Here is a 17,085-nt window from a genome sequence, read left to right as displayed (position 1 = left end):
CGCGGCTCAGTCGCGCCGCGGGGCCCCGAAGACGATCTCGTCCCAGCTCGGCACGCTGCGGCGCCGCCGCGCGGGCTGCTCGCCCGGGTCGTCGCCGTCGTGCTCGGGGTCCTGGACGCCCTCGGGGGCCGGCACCCCGCGCGAGAGCGGCAGCCGCTCGGCCGTCTCCTCGCCGTCGGCGTCGGCCTCACCGCCGCGCCAGCGCTCGCGGCGGCTGGTGGGCTGGCCGCGCAGCAGCTCCCCGTCCAGGTCGGCGCCGCGCGGGAGCTCCCGGGGCTGCCCGCCGTCCGGGCCGCGCCCGTCGCGCGCCCCGGGTGCCACGGGGGCCGGCGGCGCGGCGGCCGGTGGTGGGCCGGCCTGCGGTGCGGCGGCCGGCGTCGTGCGCAGGGGCTCGGTGGGCGGGGGCGCGGGCACCAGGCCGAGCGGAGCGCGCGGCGCGCTGGGCGCCTGCTCCTCGCCGTCGGCGGCGCCCTGCTCGTCAGCGCCGGTCGGCGGCAGCTGCAGCCCCCGCGGCGGGGTCACCATGCGCAGGCGGGCCCGGGCCCTGTCGACCTCCTCCTGCAGCTCCAGGGCGTCGGGGTCGGCGCCGGGCGGCAGGTCGAGCAGGGCGTTGAGGAGGTCGTCGTCCTCCTCGTCGTCCCACGGCTCGCCGTCGGGGCCGAGGTCCAGGGGCACCCGGCGGCCCCGGCGGTCGCGCAGGGCGTCGAGCAGGTCGAGGGTGCGCGAGGCGAGGTCGTCCGCGGTGGCCGGCTCGGGGGCGGCCGGCCCGGCCAGCGCGTCGTCGTCACCGTCGTCGTCGCTGGGGTCGACGCCGTGGCCGGCCGCCTCGACGCCTGCGGGCGCTCCGGCGCTGGGCGCGGCCGCGTCGGTGCGGGGGCCGCGCTGCTCCGGCGTCCGCGGCGGCTCGGGGGAGGGCACCGGCGCCGGGGACGGCTCGAAGGTGACCGCCGGTGAGGGCGCGGGGGGCGCCAGCGCCGCAGCGGGGCCGGTGCTGAGGACGCCCGGGGGCGGCTCGTGCTCGCCCGCGGAGCGGGCGTCCTCGGCCTCGACGTCGTAGACCCTCACGGCGGCCAGGCGGCGGCCCGTGGGGTCGTCCGAGGGCGCGGTCAGCCAGCGCGCCTCGTCGTCGAGGGGCTCCAGCACCCGGTTGGAGGGGGTGAAGGACCACTGGGCGGACCTGTCGCGCCCCGCCGCGCGGAAGGCCACCTGCACCGCCCAGCCGCCCTCGCGGCGCCAGGCGTCCCACGCCGCGGTGCCCGGGTCGGCCCCGCGGGCCAGCAGGCGGGTGCGCACCGCCTCCTCCAGCGTCAGGCGGCCCGGGCCGCCGCGCACCACCGCCAGGCGCGCCAGGGCCGCCACGTGGGCGCGCTCGGCGAGCACCGGGCCCTCGTAGCGGCGCACCTGGTCCAGCGGGACGCCGGCGTCAGCGGCGACGTCCGCGGCGGTCTCCCCGGCGCGGATGCGCGCCTGGATGTCGCGCGGGCGCAGCGGCGCGCTGACCGCGGGCACCGGCTGGGTGACCGGGCCGGCGCTGCGCACCGCGGCGCGCAGCCGGGAGCTCGCGGGCAGCCGGAAGCGGCGCCCGTCGGGCGCCTCCAGCAGCAGCACCGAGGGGTCGGCGGGGTCCGCGCCCACCACCGACAGCTCGACCGGGGCGTCCTGCCCGGCCGCCGCGGCGCTCGCGCCCCCCGTCGGCTCCTCCAGCCCGTCGCGCACGCGGCCTCCCCCGTCTGCTCGGCCGGCGCCGTCGGCGCGCGGCGCTGCCGCGGCACCCGCCGCGACCCCCGGCAGCCAGGGTGCCACCCGCGCTTCCCCCGCGTCGAGGCGCCGCGTCGTCCGCGCGCGCCGTCCCGCCGCGGCCGGGGCGGGAGCGGGTGGTGCTGCTGGTCACACCCCTGCCGGCCGATCTCCGTGGGCCGTCGCCGGTGGGCCGGGGCAGGATGTCCGGGTGAGTGCCGAGACGTCCCAGAGCGCCCCGTACGACGCGCTCGTGCTGCTGTCCTTCGGAGGCCCGGAGGGCCCTGACGACGTGGTGCCGTTCCTGGAGAACGTCACCCGCGGCCGGGGCATCCCCCGCGAGCGGCTCGTGGAGGTGGGGGAGCACTACTTCGCCTTCGGGGGCCGCAGCCCCATCAACGACCAGAACAAGGAGCTGCTGGCCGCCCTGCGCGCCGAGCTGGCCGCCCGCGGGCTGGGCGACCTGCCCGTGGTCTGGGGCAACCGCAACTGGGACCCCTACCTCACCGACGCCCTGCGCGAGGCCCACGAGGCGGGTGCCCGGCGGGTGCTGGTGCTCACCACCAGCGCCTACGCGTCCTACTCGGGCTGCCGGCAGTACCGCGAGGACGTCGCCGCCTCGCTCATCGCGCTGGCGGGCGAGGGACGCGCGCTGCGCGCCGACAAGGTCCGCCACTACTTCAACACCCCCGGCTTCCTGGACGCGAACACCGACGCGGTGCTCGCGGCGCTGGGCGAGCTCGACGACGCCGTCCGCGACGGCGCGCACCTGGTGTTCACCACGCACTCCATCCCCACCGCGATGGCCGAGGCCGCCGGCCCCCGGGGAGGCGCCTACGAGGCCCAGCACGAGGCCGTGCGCGCCGAGGTGGTCCGGCGGGTGGCCGAGCGCACCGGGGTGGAGCACCCCAGCGCCCTGGTCTACTGCTCCCGCTCCGGCCCGCCCACCCAGCCGTGGCTGGAGCCCGACGTCAACGACCACCTCGAGGCCATCAGCGCCGCGGGGGCCCCGGCCGCGGTCGTGGCCCCGGTCGGCTTCATCAGCGACCACATGGAGGTCAAGTACGACCTCGACACCGAGGCCGCCGAGACCGCCCAGGGCCTGGGGCTGCCGGTGGCGCGCGCGGCGACCGCCGGGGTGCACGCCGCCTTCGTCACCTCCCTGGTCGACCTCGTCCTCGAGCGCGCCGCCGCCGAGCGCGGCGAGGGCCCGCAGCGCGCCGCCGTCGGACCGCTGGGGCCCAGCCACGACGTGTGCCCGGTGGGCTGCTGCAAGAACCTGCGCGCGCCCGAGCGGCCTGCCGCCTGCGGTGCTGACTGGGTCGACCCCCCGGTGGCCGCCGGGGCCGGCGCGTGAGCGCAGCCGCGGGCCCACCGGCGGCGCCGCCGCCCGACCGGGAGGTCGCGGCCCTGGCCGACCTCGCCGAGCGCGCCGCCCGCGCGGCCGGCGACCTGGTCCGCGCCGGCCGGGCGGAGCACGCGGCGGTGACGGCCACCAAGTCCAGCCGCAGCGACGTCGTCACCGCCATGGACACCGCCGCCGAGCAGCTCGTGCGCCGGATGCTCGCCCAGGAGCGCCCCCAGGACGCGGTGCTGGGGGAGGAGGGCGGCTCCACCGGGGGCACCAGCGGCCTGACGTGGGTGCTCGACCCCATCGACGGCACGGTCAACTACGTCTACGGCATCCCCGCCTACGCCGTGAGCGTGGCCGTCGTGGCCGGCGAGCCCAGCCCGCCGCGGTGGCGGCCCGTGGCCGGCTGCGTGCACAACCCCGAGACGGGGGAGACCTGGACCGCGGGGGCCGGGGCAGGGGCCCGCCTGGACGGCCGCCCGCTCGCGCGCCCCGAGGGCCCGCCGCTGGCGGAGGCGCTGGTGGGCACCGGCTTCGGCTACACCGCCGAGCGGCGCGCGGAGCAGGCCGCCGTGGTCGCCCACCTGCTGCCCCGGGTGCGCGACGTGCGCCGGATCGGGTCGGCCGCCCTGGACCTGTGCTACGTGGCCAGCGCCCGCCTGGACGCCTTCTACGAGCGCGGTCTGAACCCGTGGGACGCCGCCGCCGGCTGGCTCGTGGCGGCGGAGGCCGGCGTGGCGCTGGTCGGCCTGGACGGGGCCGGGGCCAGCAGCGAGATGCTCGTGGCGGCGCCCCCCGCGCTGGCGGCCGAGCTGGCGGCCGAGCTGGTCCGCGCCGGCGCCGCGGCCGCCGCCTGAGGCGGCCGCGGGGGCCCCGGCGCGCGCCCGGCCGGCGGGTAGGGCATGATCCCGGCGCTACCGGGCATGCCAGCGGCACTCCCGGTGTTGCAGGGGTCCGTCCACCACGGGCGGCGACGACCACCAGACGATCCACAGCGATTCACCAGCCGCACCACAGCCGGCTCCGGAGCGACGTCCAGTACACCTGGCGGTCCGCCTCGGCACCGGCACGGGGCGGCCCACGGCCAGCCGGTCCCCACCGCGCCCTGGCCGGACCCCGACCAGCCCCACCACCAGCCAGATCCGGAGCAGCCACCATGGCGACCGACTACGACGCACCGCGCAAGACCGACGACGAGCTCTCCGAGGACTCGATCGAGGAGCTGAAGGCCCGCCGCAACGAGCCCGGGGCCGCCTCGGTCGACGAGGACGAGACGGAGGCCGCCGAGGGCTTCGAGCTCCCCGGCGCCGACCTGTCCGGCGAAGAGCTCTCGGTGCGCGTCCTGCCCCGCCAGGCCGACGAGTTCATGTGCTCGCAGTGCTTCCTCGTGCACCACCGCAGCCAGCTCGCCAGCGACGACGGCGGGCAGCTCGTCTGCACCGAGTGCGCGGCCTGAGCAGACCCCGCCCCGGGCGGGGCGGCTAGCCCGCCCGCCCGTCCTCGGCGCCCCGGTCGGAGCCCAGCTCCGGCCGGGGCGCCGCTGCGTCCAGCGACTCCCGGCTGCCGGGCCCCCACAGCGGCAGCCCGCCGGACAGCGGCACGTGCACCGGCACCGGCCCGCTCACCCCCTGGCGGGCCAGGGCCTCCAGCAGCGCCTCGGGCTCGCGGCAGGAGAACAGCCAGGCCGGGGTCGGGTCCTCGGGGTCACCCAGACCCACGAGCACCACCGGGTCGACCCAGCCCCGCAGGTGCAGGTGGGTGCGGGCGTCCAGCAGCGGCCCGCGCAGCGCCCGCGCGCGCTCGCCGCGGGCGGCCACCGCGCCGGTCAGGTGGTGCACCTCCACGTGCGCCTCCCCGACCCTCAGCACCCCTGCGGGGCTGAGGGAGACCACCGTGCTGGCGGAGACCAGCCACGCCACCAACACCAGGGCCAGCACCGCGCCGCCCACGACCACCCACACCGGCCCGCCGATGAAGCCGGTCGCGGCCCCGAAGGCCGCCCCCAGCGGCACCAGGAGCCAGGTGGCCGGGCGGGGCCACAGCCGCTCGCGGAAGCCCTCGTCCTGCTGCTGCCCGGGCTCGTCACCGGTCCGGTGCGGCTGCTGCGCATCGCCCACCCCGCCAGCCTCGCACGTCCCGCAGCCGCCTACGCTCGGCCCGTGACCGGCGTGCTCGCAGCAGGGGAGGGGCTCGACGGCGACCCCCGCGGCGGCTCGCGCTCCAGCTCCCCCGACGGCCCGCCCGGCGGCGCCGGTGGGCCCGAGGAGCTCGTGGTGCCGCTGCAGCGGCTCACCGAGGACCTGCCCGACCCCTCCTACGCCCACCCCGGCGACGCCGGCGCCGACCTGCGCTCCGCCGTGGACGCCGTCATCGCCCCCGGCGGGCGGGCGACGCTGCCCACGGGCGTGGCGGTGGCGGTGCCGGAGGGCTGGGCCGCCTTCGTGCACCCCCGCTCGGGCCTGGCGGCCCGCCACGGCGTGACCACGCTCAACGGCCCGGGCACCGTCGACGCCGGCTACCGCGGCGAGGTGCGCGTCACCCTCATCAACACCGACCCCGAGCAGGCCTTCCACGTGCGGCGCGGCGACCGGATCGCCCAGCTGGTGCTGCAGCGGGTGGCCCGGGCGCGCTTCCTGCCCGTGGCCTCCCTGGACCCCACCGCCCGGGGCGCCGCGGGCCACGGCTCGACCGGGGGCTGGGGCGCGACCACCGCTGCCCCCGCGACCGACGGACCGACCACGACCGGCGTGCCGACGGCGACCGACGTGCCGACCACGACCACCACCACGACGACGGGTGAGCCCCAGTGAGCATCTTCCGGCGCCGCTCCGCGCGCGACGACGAGGCCGCCGAGACCGGCGCGCAGACCGACGAGCCCGGCGGGGCGGCCGAGGGCGCCGAGCCCGCCGCCGGCGCCGCGGCGCCGGCGGCGGCGGGGCTCTCACCGCGCCCGCAGGGCCCCTTCGACGTGACGGAGGTCTCAGACTCCCTGCCCCGCGTCGACCTGGGCGCGCTGCGCCTGCCCGGCGTGCCCGGCATGGAGCTGCGCCTGGAGGTCGAGGACGGCACGCGCCGGGTCGTCGCCGCCACCGTCGCGCTGGGCGGCTCCACCGCCCAGCTGCAGGCCTTCGCCGCCCCCCGCACGCACGGCATCTGGGGGGAGGTCCGCGCCGAGATCGCCGCGTCGCTGGCCAGCTCCGGCGGCGCCTCCCAGGAGGTCCCCGGCCCGTACGGCACCGAGCTGGTCGCGCAGGTGCCCACCCGCCTGCCCGACGGCCGGGTGGCCGCCTCACCAGCGCGCTTCGTGGGCGTGGACGGGCCGCGCTGGTTCCTGCGGGCCGTGCTGTCCGGGCCCGCCGCCGTCGACCCGGAGGCCGCGGCCCCGCTGGAGGCGCTGCTGCGCGGCGCCGTGGTGGTGCGCGGCAGCGAGGCGATGGCCCCGCGCGACCTGCTGCCCCTGCGGCTGCCGCAGGCGCCTGCGGGCGCCGTCCCCGCGGGTGCCACGCCCGGCGCCCAGCCCGGTGCCCAGCCCGGTGCCCAGCCCGCGCAGGACCCGGCCCAGCAGTAGCGCCGCCGGGCGGGGGAACCGGTCCTGCCAGTCGCTCACGGCACTCCCGCGCAGCGCCTACCCTCGACGCCATGGGCACTCCGAAGTCCCCTCGCCACCCGCTGGTGCGCGCGCTGTCCCGCCTCGCGGCGGGCAACGAGCAGCTGATCGCCGAGGACGCCGCCAAGGCCTCCGCGGCCATGGGAGGCACCCCCTGCGCCTCGCTGTCCGGCCGCAGGCGCGCCAGCGTGTCCGGCACGCTGCGCACCGTCACGCTCCGTCCCCGCGCGGGCGTCCCCGCCCTGGTGGCCGAGCTGTTCGACGGCACGGGCACGCTCACCGTCATCTGGCTGGGCCGCCGGGAGATCCCCGGCATCGTGCCCGGCGCGGCGGTGCGGGTGGAGGGCTTCGTGGGGTGCGACGACGGCCGCAAGACCGTCTACAACCCCCGCTACGAGCTCGTGCCCGCCACCGCCGCCTCCTGAGCGCCGGGCAGGCATGAGCACGGGGTCCGGCGTCGGGCGCGCCGCCACCGCTGAGCGGTTCTCCCTGGCCGACGCCGTCGGCGGGCCCCGCGGGGCCGCCGAGGCGGTGCTGCCGGGCCTGGTCTTCGTGGTGGTGGTCACCGCCACCCGGTCGCTGGTCTGGGCCGGGGGACTGGCGCTCGGGGTGGCGGTGCTGGCGGCCGCGGCGCGGCTGGTGGCCCGCCAGCCGCTGCAGCAGGCGCTCGCCGGGGCCGTCGGCGTCGGCGTCTGCGCCCTGACCGCCTGGCGCACCGGGGACGCCGTCGACTTCTACTGGTGGGGCCTGCTGCTCAACGCCGTCTACGCGGTGGTCCTGGCCGTCTCCACCCTGCCCCTGCCCCAGGCCGGTCCGCTGCCCGGCGGTCCGCTGCCGGTCACCGGGCTCCTCGTGGCGGCCGCCCGCGGCGGTGGCCCGGGCAGCGGGGACTGGCGCGGCGACCCGGCGCAGCTGCGGCTGCACCGGCGCCTGACGTGGATGTGGGTGGGGCTGTTCGCGCTGCGCCTGGCGGTGCAGACCCCGCTGTACCTGGCCGGCGCGGTGACGGCGCTGGGCGTGGCCCGGCTGGCGATGGGCCTGCCGCTGTTCGCGGCCGCGGCCTGGGTCACCTGGCTGGCCCTGCGCCGTGCCGGCGCGGGGAGCAGCGCCGGGGACGGCCCGCCGGCGAGCTCCCCGGGTGGCTCCTCGGAGGGCCCGGTCAGCCCTGCTGGCGGGCAGCAGCGGCCGGCCCCGGGGGCGCCAGCAGCTCCTTGAGGGCCTCCTCGCTGTCCTGCACGGTGAGCAGGAGCAGCTGGTCGCGGCCCTCCAGGGCGTCGTCGGGGGAGGGGGCGATCGGGCGCCCCTCCCGGATGATCCCCACGAGCACGGTGTCAGCGGGCCAGGCGACGTCGCCCACCCGGGTCCCCGACAGCGGCGACGCCGCGGGCAGCGTCAGCTCCACCATGGCGGCACCGCCCTGCTGGAAGGTGAACATCCTCACGAGGTCGCCGATGGAGACGGCCTCCTCCACCAGCGCCGTCATCAGCCGCGGGGTGGAGACGGCCACGTCCACGCCCCACGCCTCGTCGAACATCCACTCGTTCTTGGGGTTGTTCACCCGCGCCACGGTGCGCGGCACGCCGTACTCGGTCTTGGCCAGCAGGCTGGTGACGAGGTTGGCCTTGTCGTCGGCGGTGGCCGCGACCACGACGTCGGCGGTGTCCAGGGCGGCCTCGGACAGGCTGGAGGTCTCGCAGGAGTCGGCCAGCAGCCAGTCCGCCTCGGGCACCGACTGCATCTTCATGGCCCGCGGGTCCCTGTCGATGAGCAGCACCTGGTGCCCGTTGCCCAGCAGCTCGCGGGCGATGGAGCGCCCCACGTTGCCCGCCCCGGCGATGACGACCCTCACGACGACCCCTCGCTCCCGTTCACGGTGCCCATCCCCGGCGCCCGCCCTCAGCCCTCGGCGGCCGGCGGCTGGGACAGCAGCCGCTCGACCTCGGCGAGGTCCTCGGTGCGGGCCAGCAGGTGCAGCTGGTCGCCGTCCTGGTGGACCGTGTCCGGAGCGGGCAGCAGCGCCCGGCCCAGGCGGACGACGTAGGCGGCGCGGGCCCCCACGCGCGCCTCCAGCGAGCTCAGCCGGGTGCCCACCCAGCCGGTGTGCACCTGGACCTGCGCCAGCGACAGGGCGCCGGTGGCGTCGGTGTGCTCGCTGGCCGCCCCCTGCGGCAGGATCCGGCGCAGCACCTGGTCGGCGGCCCAGGTCACGGTGGCGACCGTGGGGATGCCCAGGCGCTCGTAGACCTCCGCGCGGCCCGGGTCGTAGATGCGCGCCACGACGTTGGTGACCCCGAAGGTCTCACGGGCCACCCGCGCGGCCAGGATGTTGGAGTTGTCGCCGCTGCTGACGGCGGCGAAGGCGTCGGCGGTCTCGATGCCGGCCTCCACCAGCGTGTCGCGGTCGAAGCCGACCCCGGTCACGCGCTCGCCGTCGAAGGCGCCCAGGCGGCGGAAGGCGTCGGGGTTCTGGTCGACCACCGCGACCCGGTGGCCCAGGGCGCCCAGCCGCAGGGCCAGCGCCGAGCCGACCCGACCGCACCCCATGATGACCACGCGCACCCCTCGAACCTAGCGCGCTGGCACGGGACGGGCCGCTCGCGGCCTACCATCGACGCTCGTGCCCATCACGGACGCGGTGAAGCGGCTGCTCGTCGGCCGCCCGGTGCGCAGCGACAAGCTCAGCGAGACGCTGCTGCCCAAGCGCATCGCGCTGCCGGTGTTCGCCTCCGACGCGCTGAGCTCGGTGGCCTACGCCCCCGACGAGATCCTGCTGACCCTGGCCATCGCCGGCACGGGCGCCTACCTGCTGTCCCCGTGGGTGGCCCTCGCCGTCGTCCTCGTCCTGGTGGTCGTGGTCTCGTCCTACCGGCAGAACGTGCACGCCTACCCCTCCGGCGGCGGCGACTACGAGGTGGTCACCACCAACCTGGGCCGCACCGGCGGGGTCACCGTGGGCGCCGCCCTGCTGTGCGACTACACGCTGACGGTGGCCGTCTCGGTCTCCTCCGGCGCCCAGTACGCCGCGGCCGCGCTGCCGTTCCTCAACGGGCACGAGGTCCTGGTCGCCGTGGCCGTCGTCGTGGTGCTGACCACCCTGAACCTGCGGGGGGTGCGCGAGTCGGGCACCGCCTTCGCCGTGCCCACCTACGTCTTCATGGGCGCCATCGGCGCGATGGCCGTGGTCGGCTTCCTGCGCTACCTGCTCGGCGACCTGCCGCCCTCGGAGAGCGCGGGCTTCGACCTGGTCGCCGAGCCCGGCTACGAGGCCGGGCTGACCGGCCTGGGCGGGGCGCTGCTGCTGGCCCGCGCCTTCTCCTCCGGCTGCGCGGCGCTGACCGGCGTGGAGGCCATCAGCAACGGCGTGCCCGCCTTCCGCAAGCCCAAGAGCCGCAACGCCGCCACGACCCTGGCGCTGCTGGGCGGCATCAGCATCGCCATGCTCTTCAGCATCATCCTGCTGGCGCGCGCCACCGGCGTGCAGTTCGCCGAGGACCCGGCCATCCAGCTGGTCCGCGACGGCCAGCCGGTGGGGGAGTCCTACGTGCAGGACCCGGTGATCGGCCAGATCGCCCAGTCGGTGTTCTCCGGCTTCACCCCGGCGTTCTACCTGGTGACCATCGCCACCGGCGTCATCCTGGTGCTGGCCGCCAACACCGCCTTCAACGGCTTCCCGGTGCTGGCCTCGATCCTGGCCCGCGACGGCTTCCTGCCCCGCCAGCTGCACACCCGCGGTGACCGCCTGGCCTTCAGCAACGGCATCATCGCCCTCGCCGGGGTGGCGATCGTGCTCATCGTGGCCTTCGACGCCCAGGTCACCCGGCTCATCCAGCTCTACGTGGTGGGGGTGTTCATCTCCTTCACCATGAGCCAGACCGGCATGGTCAAGCACTGGACCCGCCTGCTGGCCGAAGAGGGCGACCCCCGCGAGCGCGCCCGCATGGTGCGCTCGCGCGTCATCAACACCATCGGCGTGGCGATGACCGGCTCGGTGCTGGTCATCGTGCTCGTCACCAAGTTCACCCGCGGCGCGTGGATCACGCTGCTGGGCATGGCCGTGCTGTTCGTCATCATGCGGGCCATCCGCAAGCACTACGACAGGGTGGCCGAGGAGCTGGCCGTGGAGGCCTCCCCGGCCGTCAAGGTGCTCCCCTCCAGGGTCCACGCGATCGTGCTGGTCTCCAAGGTGCACCGCCCCACGCTGCGGGCGCTGGCCTACGCCCGCGTCTCGCGCCCCTCGGTGCTGGAGGCGCTCACGGTGGACGTCGAGCCGGAGGAGACCGCCGCGCTGCAGCGGCGCTGGGACGAGCTGGACCTGCCGGTGCCGCTGAAGGCGCTGGCCTCCCCCTACCGGGAGATCACCCGCCCGATCGTGCAGTACGTGCGCGACCTGCGGCGCGAGTCCCCCCGCGACCTCGTGGTCGTCTACATCCCGGAGTACGTCGTGGGCCACTGGTGGGAGCAGGTGCTGCACAACCAGACCGCGCTGCGGCTCAAGGGGCGCCTGCTGTTCACCCCCGGCGTGGTGGTGGCCAGCGTGCCCTTCCAGCTCAGCTCCTCGGCCGGCGCCGAGGACCGCTGGGCCGGGCCCGCCGCCGGCTCGGTGCGCCAGGGCGCGCTGGCGGCCCCGCCGCCGACGTCCTCGCCGTCCACGCCCGCCCCCTCCCGGGACGGGGAGGGGCGGTGAGCGCCGAGCAGGCGGCCGCCGCCTCGCCGGTGGGGCTGGAGGTGGAGGTCGAGGTGGGCGCCGTCGCCCACGGCGGGCACTGCGTGGCCCGCCACGAGGGCCGGGTGCTCTTCGTGCGCCACGCGCTGCCCGGCGAGCGCGTGCTGGCGCGCGTCACCGAGGGCGCTCCCCGCGACAGCTACTGGCGCGCCGACGCGGTGGCCGTGCTGCGGCCCTCCCCGGACCGCGTCAGCCCGCCGTGCCCGTGGGCGGGCCCGGGCCTGTGCGGAGGCTGCGACTGGCAGCACGCCGCCGTGGGCGCCCAGCGAGCGCTCAAGGCGGCCGTGCTCGGCGAGCAGCTCGAGCGCCTCGCCGGCCTGGACGCTGCAGCCCTGGCCCCCGCGGTCGGCCCTGACGGGCTCGTGGTGGAGGCCGTGGACGGCGACGGCGTCGACGTGGCCGCGGGGCTGCGCTGGCGCACCCGCGTGCAGTACGCCGTGGGGCCCGGGGGGCGCCTGGGCCTGCGCGAGCACCGCTCCCACCGCGTCGTGGAGGTCGACGACTGCCGCATCGCGGCTCCCCGCGCCGCCGAGGTCGACCCCCGCGCGGTGGCCTGGCCGGGGGCGGAGGCCGTGGAGGTCGTCGCCCCCCAGACCGGGGACGACCGCCTGCTGGTGGTGACCCCGCGCCGCACCGGCGGCGGGCAGGGCCGGCGGCTGCGCCTGCCCGCGCACCCCGCGCCGTCGTCGCTGGCGGTGGTGGGCGACGAGGGCCTGACGCGGGTGCGCGGGCGCACCTGGGTGGCCCAGGAGGTCGCGCTGCCCCGCGGGCCGCGGACCTTCCGCGTCACCGGCTCGGGCTTCTGGCAGGTCCACCCCGGGGCGGCCGCGGCGCTCGCGGGCGCCGTGGTGGGCTTCGCCGGGCTGGCGCCGGGGGAGGCGGTGGCCGACCTGTACGCGGGCGCCGGCCTGCTGACCGCGGCGCTGGCCGAGGAGGTCGGCGAGGACGGCCGCGTGGTGAGCGTGGAGGGGGACGCGCGCGCCGTCGCCGACGCCCGCCGCAACCTGCGCGACCTGCCGCAGGTGCGGGTGCTGCCCGGCCGGGTGGACCGCGCGCTGGCCGCGATGGCCGCCGACGACGAGCGCGTCGACGTCGTGGTGCTCGACCCGCCGCGCGTCGGCGCCCGCCGCGGGGTGCTCGAGCGCGTGGCGGCGCTGGCGCCGCGCACGGTGGTGCACGTGGCCTGCGACCCCGCGGCGCTGGCCCGCGACGTGGCCGTCCTGGCCGAGCTCGGCTACCGCCTCGACGGGCTGCGCGCCTTCGACCTGTTCCCGCAGACCCACCACGTGGAGGCCGTAGCGCGCCTCGTGCGCGCCTGAGCCCGCTGGCCGGCGGGACCGCCGCGCTCCCGGTGGGGAGCCTGGCTCCCGCTCCGGCCCCCTGACCCGGGACTGAGCCTGCCCACCGGGACCGACCCTGCCCAGCGGACAGGTCGGGGCGGCTCAGGGGGAGACGGCCTCCAGCTGCGGCACCAGCTGCTCCAGCGCGTACTGGGTGGCCAGCGTGGTGCCCAGGGAGAAGGCGTTGGCGGTGTCCCCGTCGATGACCAGCGCGCGGCCCTGCGCCACGGCGGGCACGGCGCCCCACGCGGCGTCGGAGGTGATGTCGCTGGTGGGGATGAAGATCGGGAAGGCGACGACGACGTCGGCGTCGAGCAGGTCCAGCTGCTCGGTGGAGACGTCCACGCTGAAGCCGCCGCTGTTGGGGGGCAGCGCGGCGACCTGCGGGTTCTGCTGGAAGCCCAGGCCCTCCATGAACTCCACGCGGCCGCCGAGGGGGTCGGCGCCGTCACCGCCGGGGGCGGCGACGTAGGCGCCCCAGCCGTTGGAGGTCTTGGTGGCCACGGTGGCGGTGCGGCCCTGCCACTGCGGGTGGGCGGCCGCGGCCGCCTCGAAGGCCTGGCGCAGCTCCTCCAGCAGCTGCTGGCCCTCGGCCTGCTTGCCCAGCGCGGTGGAGACCAGCTCGACCTGCTGGCGGGTGGTGGTCAGGTAGCTGTCCCCGCCCTCGGGGACGCCGACGGTGGGGGCGATCTGGCGCAGCCGGTCGTAGCGGGCCTGGTCCCCGGAGCTCTTGGTGTCGAGGATGAGGTCGGGCCGCAGGGCGGCGATCGCCTCGTAGGAGGGCTCGAGGGTCTCGATGATCGTCGGAGCCGTCGTGTAGAGCCCTGCGGCCCACGGGCCGACGCCCTCGCCCCCGAAGGCCAGCCAGTCCGAGGCGCCCACGGGCTGCACGCCCAGCGCCAGCGCCGTCTCGGCGTCCCCCCAGCCGAGCGCGACCACGCGCTGCGGGGCGGCCTGGACGGTGACCTCCCCGAACTTGGTCTGCACCGTGGCGGGGAAGCCCTCCCCGCCGGCGGCGGCCGAGGAGCCCGACGGCGCGGCGCTGGAGGCGCCCTCGCCGGAGGTGCCGCCGGAGGAGCACGCGGCGAGCGCCGCGGCGATCGCGGTGGCGGGGACGAGGGTGAGCAGGTCGCGGCGGCGCACGGGGTCTCCTGGGGTCGGGCGGGAGCGGTGGTGGGAGCGGTGGCGGGTCGGGCGGGGGACGAGCAGGCTGGGACGGCGGCGCGCGGGCGCCGACGCGATCTTCGGAGTGAGGCCAGGCTAACCTCACGGCTGTGAGGGTGGCATGAGCAGGGCAGGCCGGCGCCGCGCGGCGCTGCTCGTCCTGGCCGCCGGCCTGCTCGTGGCGGTGTGGCTGAGCCTGGCCGTGGGCTCGCGCCAGGTGCCGCTGGCCACCGTGCTCGACGCGCTGTCAGGGGCGGTGCGCCACGCCGGGGGCCCGGCGGCGGGCACGGACGCCGGCGTCGTCGTCGACCAGCGGCTCCCGCGCACGGCGCTGGGCCTGGCGGCCGGGGCCGCTCTGGGGGTGGCCGGGGCGCTGGTGCAGGCCGTCACGCGCAACCCCCTGGCCGACCCGGGCATCCTCGGCGTCACCGCGGGCGCCTCCTTCGCCGCCGCGGTGGCGGTGGGGGTGCTGGGCGCCTCCGCCACCGGCGGCGGGGTGTGGGCCGCGCTGCTCGGCGCCCTGCTCGCCTCCGTGCTCGTGCAGGTCGTCGGCGGGTCCGGCAGCCGCGGCCGAGGCTCCCCGGTGCAGCTGCTGCTCGCCGGGCTGGCCCTGGGCGCCGTCCTGGCCGGCCTGACCTCGGCGCTGCGCCTGTCCGACCCGCAGACCTTCTCCGCGCTGGTGGTCTGGGAGAGCGGCGACCTCGCCGACCGCGGCTGGGCGGGGCTCGCCGCGGTCTGGCCGCTGCTGGCCGCCGGGCTGGTGGTGGCCCTGGCCCTCACGCCCGCCCTGAACGCCGTGGCCCTCGGCGACGACCTGGCGGCCGCCCTGGGCGCCCGGGTCTGGCTCGTGCGCGCCGCCGCCGTCGGCGCCGTCGCGATGCTCGCCGGCGGTGCGACCGCGGCGGCCGGGCCGATCGCCTTCGTCGGCCTCGTGGTCCCGCACCTGGTCCGCTGGGCCGTGGGCCCCGACCAGCGCTGGCTGGTGGCGTGCTGCGCCCTGGCCGCGCCCGTGCTGCTGCTGCTCGCCGACGTGGTCGGCAGGGTGGTGCTGCGCCCGGGGGAGCTGCCCGCCGGTGTGGTGACCGCCGCCCTGGGCGCGCCCGTGCTCGTCCTGCTCGTGCGGCGCCAGCGGGTGCCCGCCCCGTGAGCGCCACCAGCACCCCCTCGCGCGGCGCGCCCGGGCGGCCCGGGCGCGCGCGGCGCCCGGCGGGGCTGCGCAGCGGCCGCCTGCCGGTGGTGGGCACCCGGGTGCACCGCCGTCCGCTGCTGGTGGGCCTGGCGCTCGCCGCCGCCTGCGCTGCGCTGGCGCTGGTGGCCCTCGGCACCGGCGACTACCCGCTGTCCCCGCCGCAGGTGGTCACGGCGGCGCTGGACCCGGGCGCGGGCTTCGAGCGGACCATCGTCCTGGAGTGGCGCCTGCCGCGCGTGCTGGCCGCCGTGGCCTTCGGCGCCGCCCTGGGCGCCTCCGGCGCGGTGTTCCAGTCGCTGACGCGCAACCCGCTCGGCTCCCCGGACGTCATCGGCTTCTCCACCGGCGCCTACACCGGCGCCCTGGTGTCCCTGACCGTGCTCAGCGGCGGGGCGGGCGCGGCGTTCTCGGCCACCACGGGCTCGGCCACCGGGGCCACCGGCGGAGGGGTCTCCACCACCGCCGGGGCCCTGGTGGGCGGGATGCTCACGGCCGCCGCGGTCTACGCCCTGGCGCGGGTGCGCGGGACGGTGCAGGGGTACCGGCTCGTCGTCGTCGGCATCTCCGCCACCGCGGTGCTGCACGCGGCCAACACCTTCCTGCTGCTGCGCGCCCAGACCGAGGTGGCCATGGCGGGCGCCGTGTGGGGTGCCGGGTCGCTGTCGCTGGTGGGCTGGCCCGACCTGCGCTGGGCCCTGGTGGCCCTGGCCGTGCTCGTGCCTGCCCTGGCGCTGCTCGCCGCGCCGCTGCGCCAGCTGGAGCTGGGCGACGACTCCGCCAGCGCCCGCGGCGTGCCGGTGGAGCGGGCCCGGCTGGCCCTGGTCGTCGTCGGCGTCGCCCTCGTCTCGGTGGTCACCGCCAGCACCGGCCCCATCGCCTTCGTGGCGCTGGCGGCGCCGCAGGTGGCGCGCCTGGCGCTGCGCGGGGCGGGCCTGCCGCTGGTCGGGTCCGCGCTGGTGGGAGCGCTGCTGCTGCTGTCGGCCGACCAGGTGGCGCAGCGGCTCCTGTCCGGGGTGCCGGTGGGCGTGGTGACGGTGGTCGGCGGCGGGGTCTACCTGCTCGTGCTGCTGCTCGCCCGCGGCAGGTCCGCGTGAGCGGGCCGCAGGAGCCGGGCGCGCAGCGGCTGCGCGCGGAGCACCTGCGCCTGGGCTACGAGGGCCGCCTGGTGGCCTCCGACCTCTCCCTGGCGGTCCCGGACGGGTCGTTCACGGTGGTGGTCGGCCCCAACGCGTGCGGGAAGTCGACGCTGCTGCGCGCCTTCTCCCGGCTGCTGCGCCCCCAGGGCGGCACCGTGGTGCTGGACGGCCGGGCGCTGGCCTCCTACCGGCCCAAGGAGGCCGCTCGCCGGGTCGGGCTCCTGCCCCAGTCCGCCAGCGCGCCCGAGGGCATCACCGTGGGCGACCTCGTCGCGCGCGGGCGCTACCCGCACCAGGGGCTGGTGCGGCAGTGGACGGCGGCCGACGAGGTGGCCGTGGCCGAGGCGATGGTGGCCACGGGGGTCGAGGAGCTGCGCGACCGGCTGGTCGAGGAGCTCTCCGGAGGGCAGCGCCAGCGGGTGTGGGTCGCGGTGGCGCTGGCGCAGTCCACGCCGCTGCTGCTGCTCGACGAGCCGACCACCTTCCTGGACGTCGCCCACCAGGTGGAGCTGCTCGACCTCTTCGCCGACCTGCACGAGGCGGGCACCACCGTGGTCGCCGTCCTGCACGACCTCAACCACGCGGCGCGCTACGCCACCCACCTGGTGGTGATGGCCGCCGGCGCCGTGGTGGCCTCGGGCCCCCCGGCGCAGGTGCTCACCGCCGCGCTGGTGGAGCAGGTCTACGGGCTGGCGTGCGTCGTCGTCCCCGACCCGGTGACCGGGACGCCGATGGTCGTGCCGCGCGGGCGGGAGGCCCGCCGCCGGCGCTGACGCCCCCCCGCGAGCGGCCCGGGCCGTTGACCCGACGAGGTATCTTGAGCTCAAAGCAGTTCAGG

17 protein-coding genes are annotated in these 17,085 nt (G+C 78.1%); 12 read left to right on the top strand and 5 right to left on the bottom strand.

Going from position 1 to position 17,085, the window contains the following annotated elements:
* Positions 1 to 6: 6 nt before the first annotated feature.
* A complete protein-coding gene (sepH, locus tag ACUN9U_RS08805; protein ID WP_445484561.1) occupies positions 7 to 1,803 on the bottom strand; it encodes a septation protein SepH in 1,797 nt (598 codons plus the stop codon).
* Positions 1,804 to 1,948: 145 nt separating this feature from the next.
* Here sepH and ACUN9U_RS08800 point away from each other — a divergent pair, with 145 nt between their 5' ends.
* The 3 genes from ACUN9U_RS08800 (at position 1,949) to ACUN9U_RS08790 (ending at position 4,544) form a co-directional block, all read left to right on the top strand.
* The gene (locus tag ACUN9U_RS08800) at positions 1,949 to 3,094 is read left to right on the top strand and encodes a ferrochelatase (RefSeq protein WP_445484560.1); all 1,146 of its coding nucleotides are present in this window, start codon (positions 1,949 to 1,951) and stop codon (positions 3,092 to 3,094) included.
* Positions 3,091 to 3,945 carry an inositol monophosphatase family protein gene (locus ACUN9U_RS08795; protein WP_445484559.1) on the top strand — a complete coding sequence of 285 codons (855 nt, stop codon included), beginning with the start codon at positions 3,091 to 3,093 and terminating at the stop codon, positions 3,943 to 3,945. The genes ACUN9U_RS08800 and ACUN9U_RS08795 overlap by 4 nt, the downstream gene beginning before the upstream one ends.
* A gap of 299 nt (positions 3,946 to 4,244) precedes the next feature.
* The gene (locus ACUN9U_RS08790) at positions 4,245 to 4,544 is read left to right on the top strand and encodes a DUF4193 domain-containing protein (RefSeq protein WP_139711256.1); all 300 of its coding nucleotides are present in this window, start codon (positions 4,245 to 4,247) and stop codon (positions 4,542 to 4,544) included.
* Positions 4,545 to 4,569: 25 nt separating this feature from the next.
* On the opposite strand, the gene ACUN9U_RS08785 is transcribed toward ACUN9U_RS08790, so the two are convergent.
* Entirely contained in the window at positions 4,570 to 5,205 is a 636-nt protein-coding gene (locus ACUN9U_RS08785) for a DUF3093 domain-containing protein (protein ID WP_445484558.1), read from the bottom strand.
* A gap of 162 nt (positions 5,206 to 5,367) precedes the next feature.
* Here ACUN9U_RS08785 and dut point away from each other — a divergent pair, with 162 nt between their 5' ends.
* The 4 genes from dut to ACUN9U_RS08765 all read left to right on the top strand — a co-directional run bounded on the left by dut (position 5,368) and on the right by ACUN9U_RS08765 (position 7,910).
* On the top strand, positions 5,368 to 5,898 hold the full coding sequence (dut, locus tag ACUN9U_RS08780; RefSeq protein WP_445484597.1) for a dUTP diphosphatase: 531 nt from the start codon (positions 5,368 to 5,370) through the stop codon (positions 5,896 to 5,898).
* Entirely contained in the window at positions 5,895 to 6,656 is a 762-nt protein-coding gene (locus tag ACUN9U_RS08775; protein ID WP_445484557.1) for a DUF3710 domain-containing protein, read from the top strand. The genes dut and ACUN9U_RS08775 overlap by 4 nt, the downstream gene beginning before the upstream one ends.
* Positions 6,657 to 6,727: 71 nt before the next feature.
* Positions 6,728 to 7,120, top strand: a complete 393-nt coding sequence (locus ACUN9U_RS08770) for an OB-fold nucleic acid binding domain-containing protein (RefSeq protein WP_445484556.1) — start codon at positions 6,728 to 6,730, stop codon at positions 7,118 to 7,120.
* 13 nt (positions 7,121 to 7,133) lie between these two features.
* Positions 7,134 to 7,910, top strand: a complete 777-nt coding sequence (locus tag ACUN9U_RS08765; RefSeq protein ID WP_445484555.1) for a DUF3159 domain-containing protein — start codon at positions 7,134 to 7,136, stop codon at positions 7,908 to 7,910.
* Here the strand turns inward: ACUN9U_RS08765 and ACUN9U_RS08760 are convergent.
* The gene (locus ACUN9U_RS08760; RefSeq protein ID WP_445484554.1) at positions 7,855 to 8,544 is read right to left on the bottom strand and encodes a potassium channel family protein; all 690 of its coding nucleotides are present in this window, start codon (positions 8,542 to 8,544) and stop codon (positions 7,855 to 7,857) included. The genes ACUN9U_RS08765 and ACUN9U_RS08760 overlap by 56 nt on opposite strands.
* Positions 8,545 to 8,591: 47 nt before the next feature.
* The gene (locus ACUN9U_RS08755) at positions 8,592 to 9,254 is read right to left on the bottom strand and encodes a potassium channel family protein (RefSeq protein ID WP_445484553.1); all 663 of its coding nucleotides are present in this window, start codon (positions 9,252 to 9,254) and stop codon (positions 8,592 to 8,594) included.
* Positions 9,255 to 9,312: 58 nt separating this feature from the next.
* Between ACUN9U_RS08755 and ACUN9U_RS08750 the strand changes: the two genes are divergently transcribed.
* Together ACUN9U_RS08750 and ACUN9U_RS08745 are read left to right on the top strand one after the other, a co-directional pair.
* Positions 9,313 to 11,379 carry an APC family permease gene (locus tag ACUN9U_RS08750; RefSeq protein ID WP_445484552.1) on the top strand — a complete coding sequence of 689 codons (2,067 nt, stop codon included), beginning with the start codon at positions 9,313 to 9,315 and terminating at the stop codon, positions 11,377 to 11,379.
* Positions 11,376 to 12,737, top strand: coding sequence for a class I SAM-dependent RNA methyltransferase (locus ACUN9U_RS08745; RefSeq protein WP_445484551.1), 1,362 nt, complete (start codon positions 11,376 to 11,378; stop codon positions 12,735 to 12,737). Before ACUN9U_RS08750 ends, ACUN9U_RS08745 begins: the two co-directional genes overlap by 4 nt.
* A gap of 123 nt (positions 12,738 to 12,860) precedes the next feature.
* On the opposite strand, the gene ACUN9U_RS08740 is transcribed toward ACUN9U_RS08745, so the two are convergent.
* Positions 12,861 to 13,901 (bottom strand): iron-siderophore ABC transporter substrate-binding protein, encoded by a 1,041-nt coding sequence (locus ACUN9U_RS08740; RefSeq protein WP_445484550.1) that lies wholly within the window; start codon positions 13,899 to 13,901, stop codon positions 12,861 to 12,863.
* A 142-nt stretch (positions 13,902 to 14,043) separates the two neighbouring features.
* Between ACUN9U_RS08740 and ACUN9U_RS08735 the strand changes: the two genes are divergently transcribed.
* From ACUN9U_RS08735 to ACUN9U_RS08725, 3 genes are read left to right on the top strand one after another with little or no spacing between them, the layout of a single operon-like run.
* The gene (locus ACUN9U_RS08735; RefSeq protein WP_445484549.1) at positions 14,044 to 15,069 is read left to right on the top strand and encodes a FecCD family ABC transporter permease; all 1,026 of its coding nucleotides are present in this window, start codon (positions 14,044 to 14,046) and stop codon (positions 15,067 to 15,069) included.
* Complete coding sequence (locus ACUN9U_RS08730; protein WP_445484548.1) at positions 15,066 to 16,205, top strand: FecCD family ABC transporter permease; 1,140 nt, start codon at positions 15,066 to 15,068, stop codon at positions 16,203 to 16,205. The genes ACUN9U_RS08735 and ACUN9U_RS08730 overlap by 4 nt, the downstream gene beginning before the upstream one ends.
* The gene (locus tag ACUN9U_RS08725; protein ID WP_445484547.1) at positions 16,202 to 17,020 is read left to right on the top strand and encodes an ABC transporter ATP-binding protein; all 819 of its coding nucleotides are present in this window, start codon (positions 16,202 to 16,204) and stop codon (positions 17,018 to 17,020) included. The genes ACUN9U_RS08730 and ACUN9U_RS08725 overlap by 4 nt, the downstream gene beginning before the upstream one ends.
* The last annotated feature ends 65 nt before the right edge of the window (positions 17,021 to 17,085 follow it).

The organism is Quadrisphaera sp. KR29 (genome assembly GCF_052644995.1).
This window is presented reverse-complemented; position numbering and strand designations above follow the sequence as displayed.

Coding starts and splice junctions, on each gene's coding strand:
- ACUN9U_RS08790 (WP_139711256.1), top strand. CDS start 4,245: ATGGCGACCGACTACGACGCACCGCGCAAGACCGACGACGAGCTCTCC.
- ACUN9U_RS08770 (WP_445484556.1), top strand. CDS start 6,728: ATGGGCACTCCGAAGTCCCCTCGCCACCCGCTGGTGCGCGCGCTGTCC.
- ACUN9U_RS08765 (WP_445484555.1), top strand. CDS start 7,134: ATGAGCACGGGGTCCGGCGTCGGGCGCGCCGCCACCGCTGAGCGGTTC.
- ACUN9U_RS08735 (WP_445484549.1), top strand. CDS start 14,044: ATGAGCAGGGCAGGCCGGCGCCGCGCGGCGCTGCTCGTCCTGGCCGCC.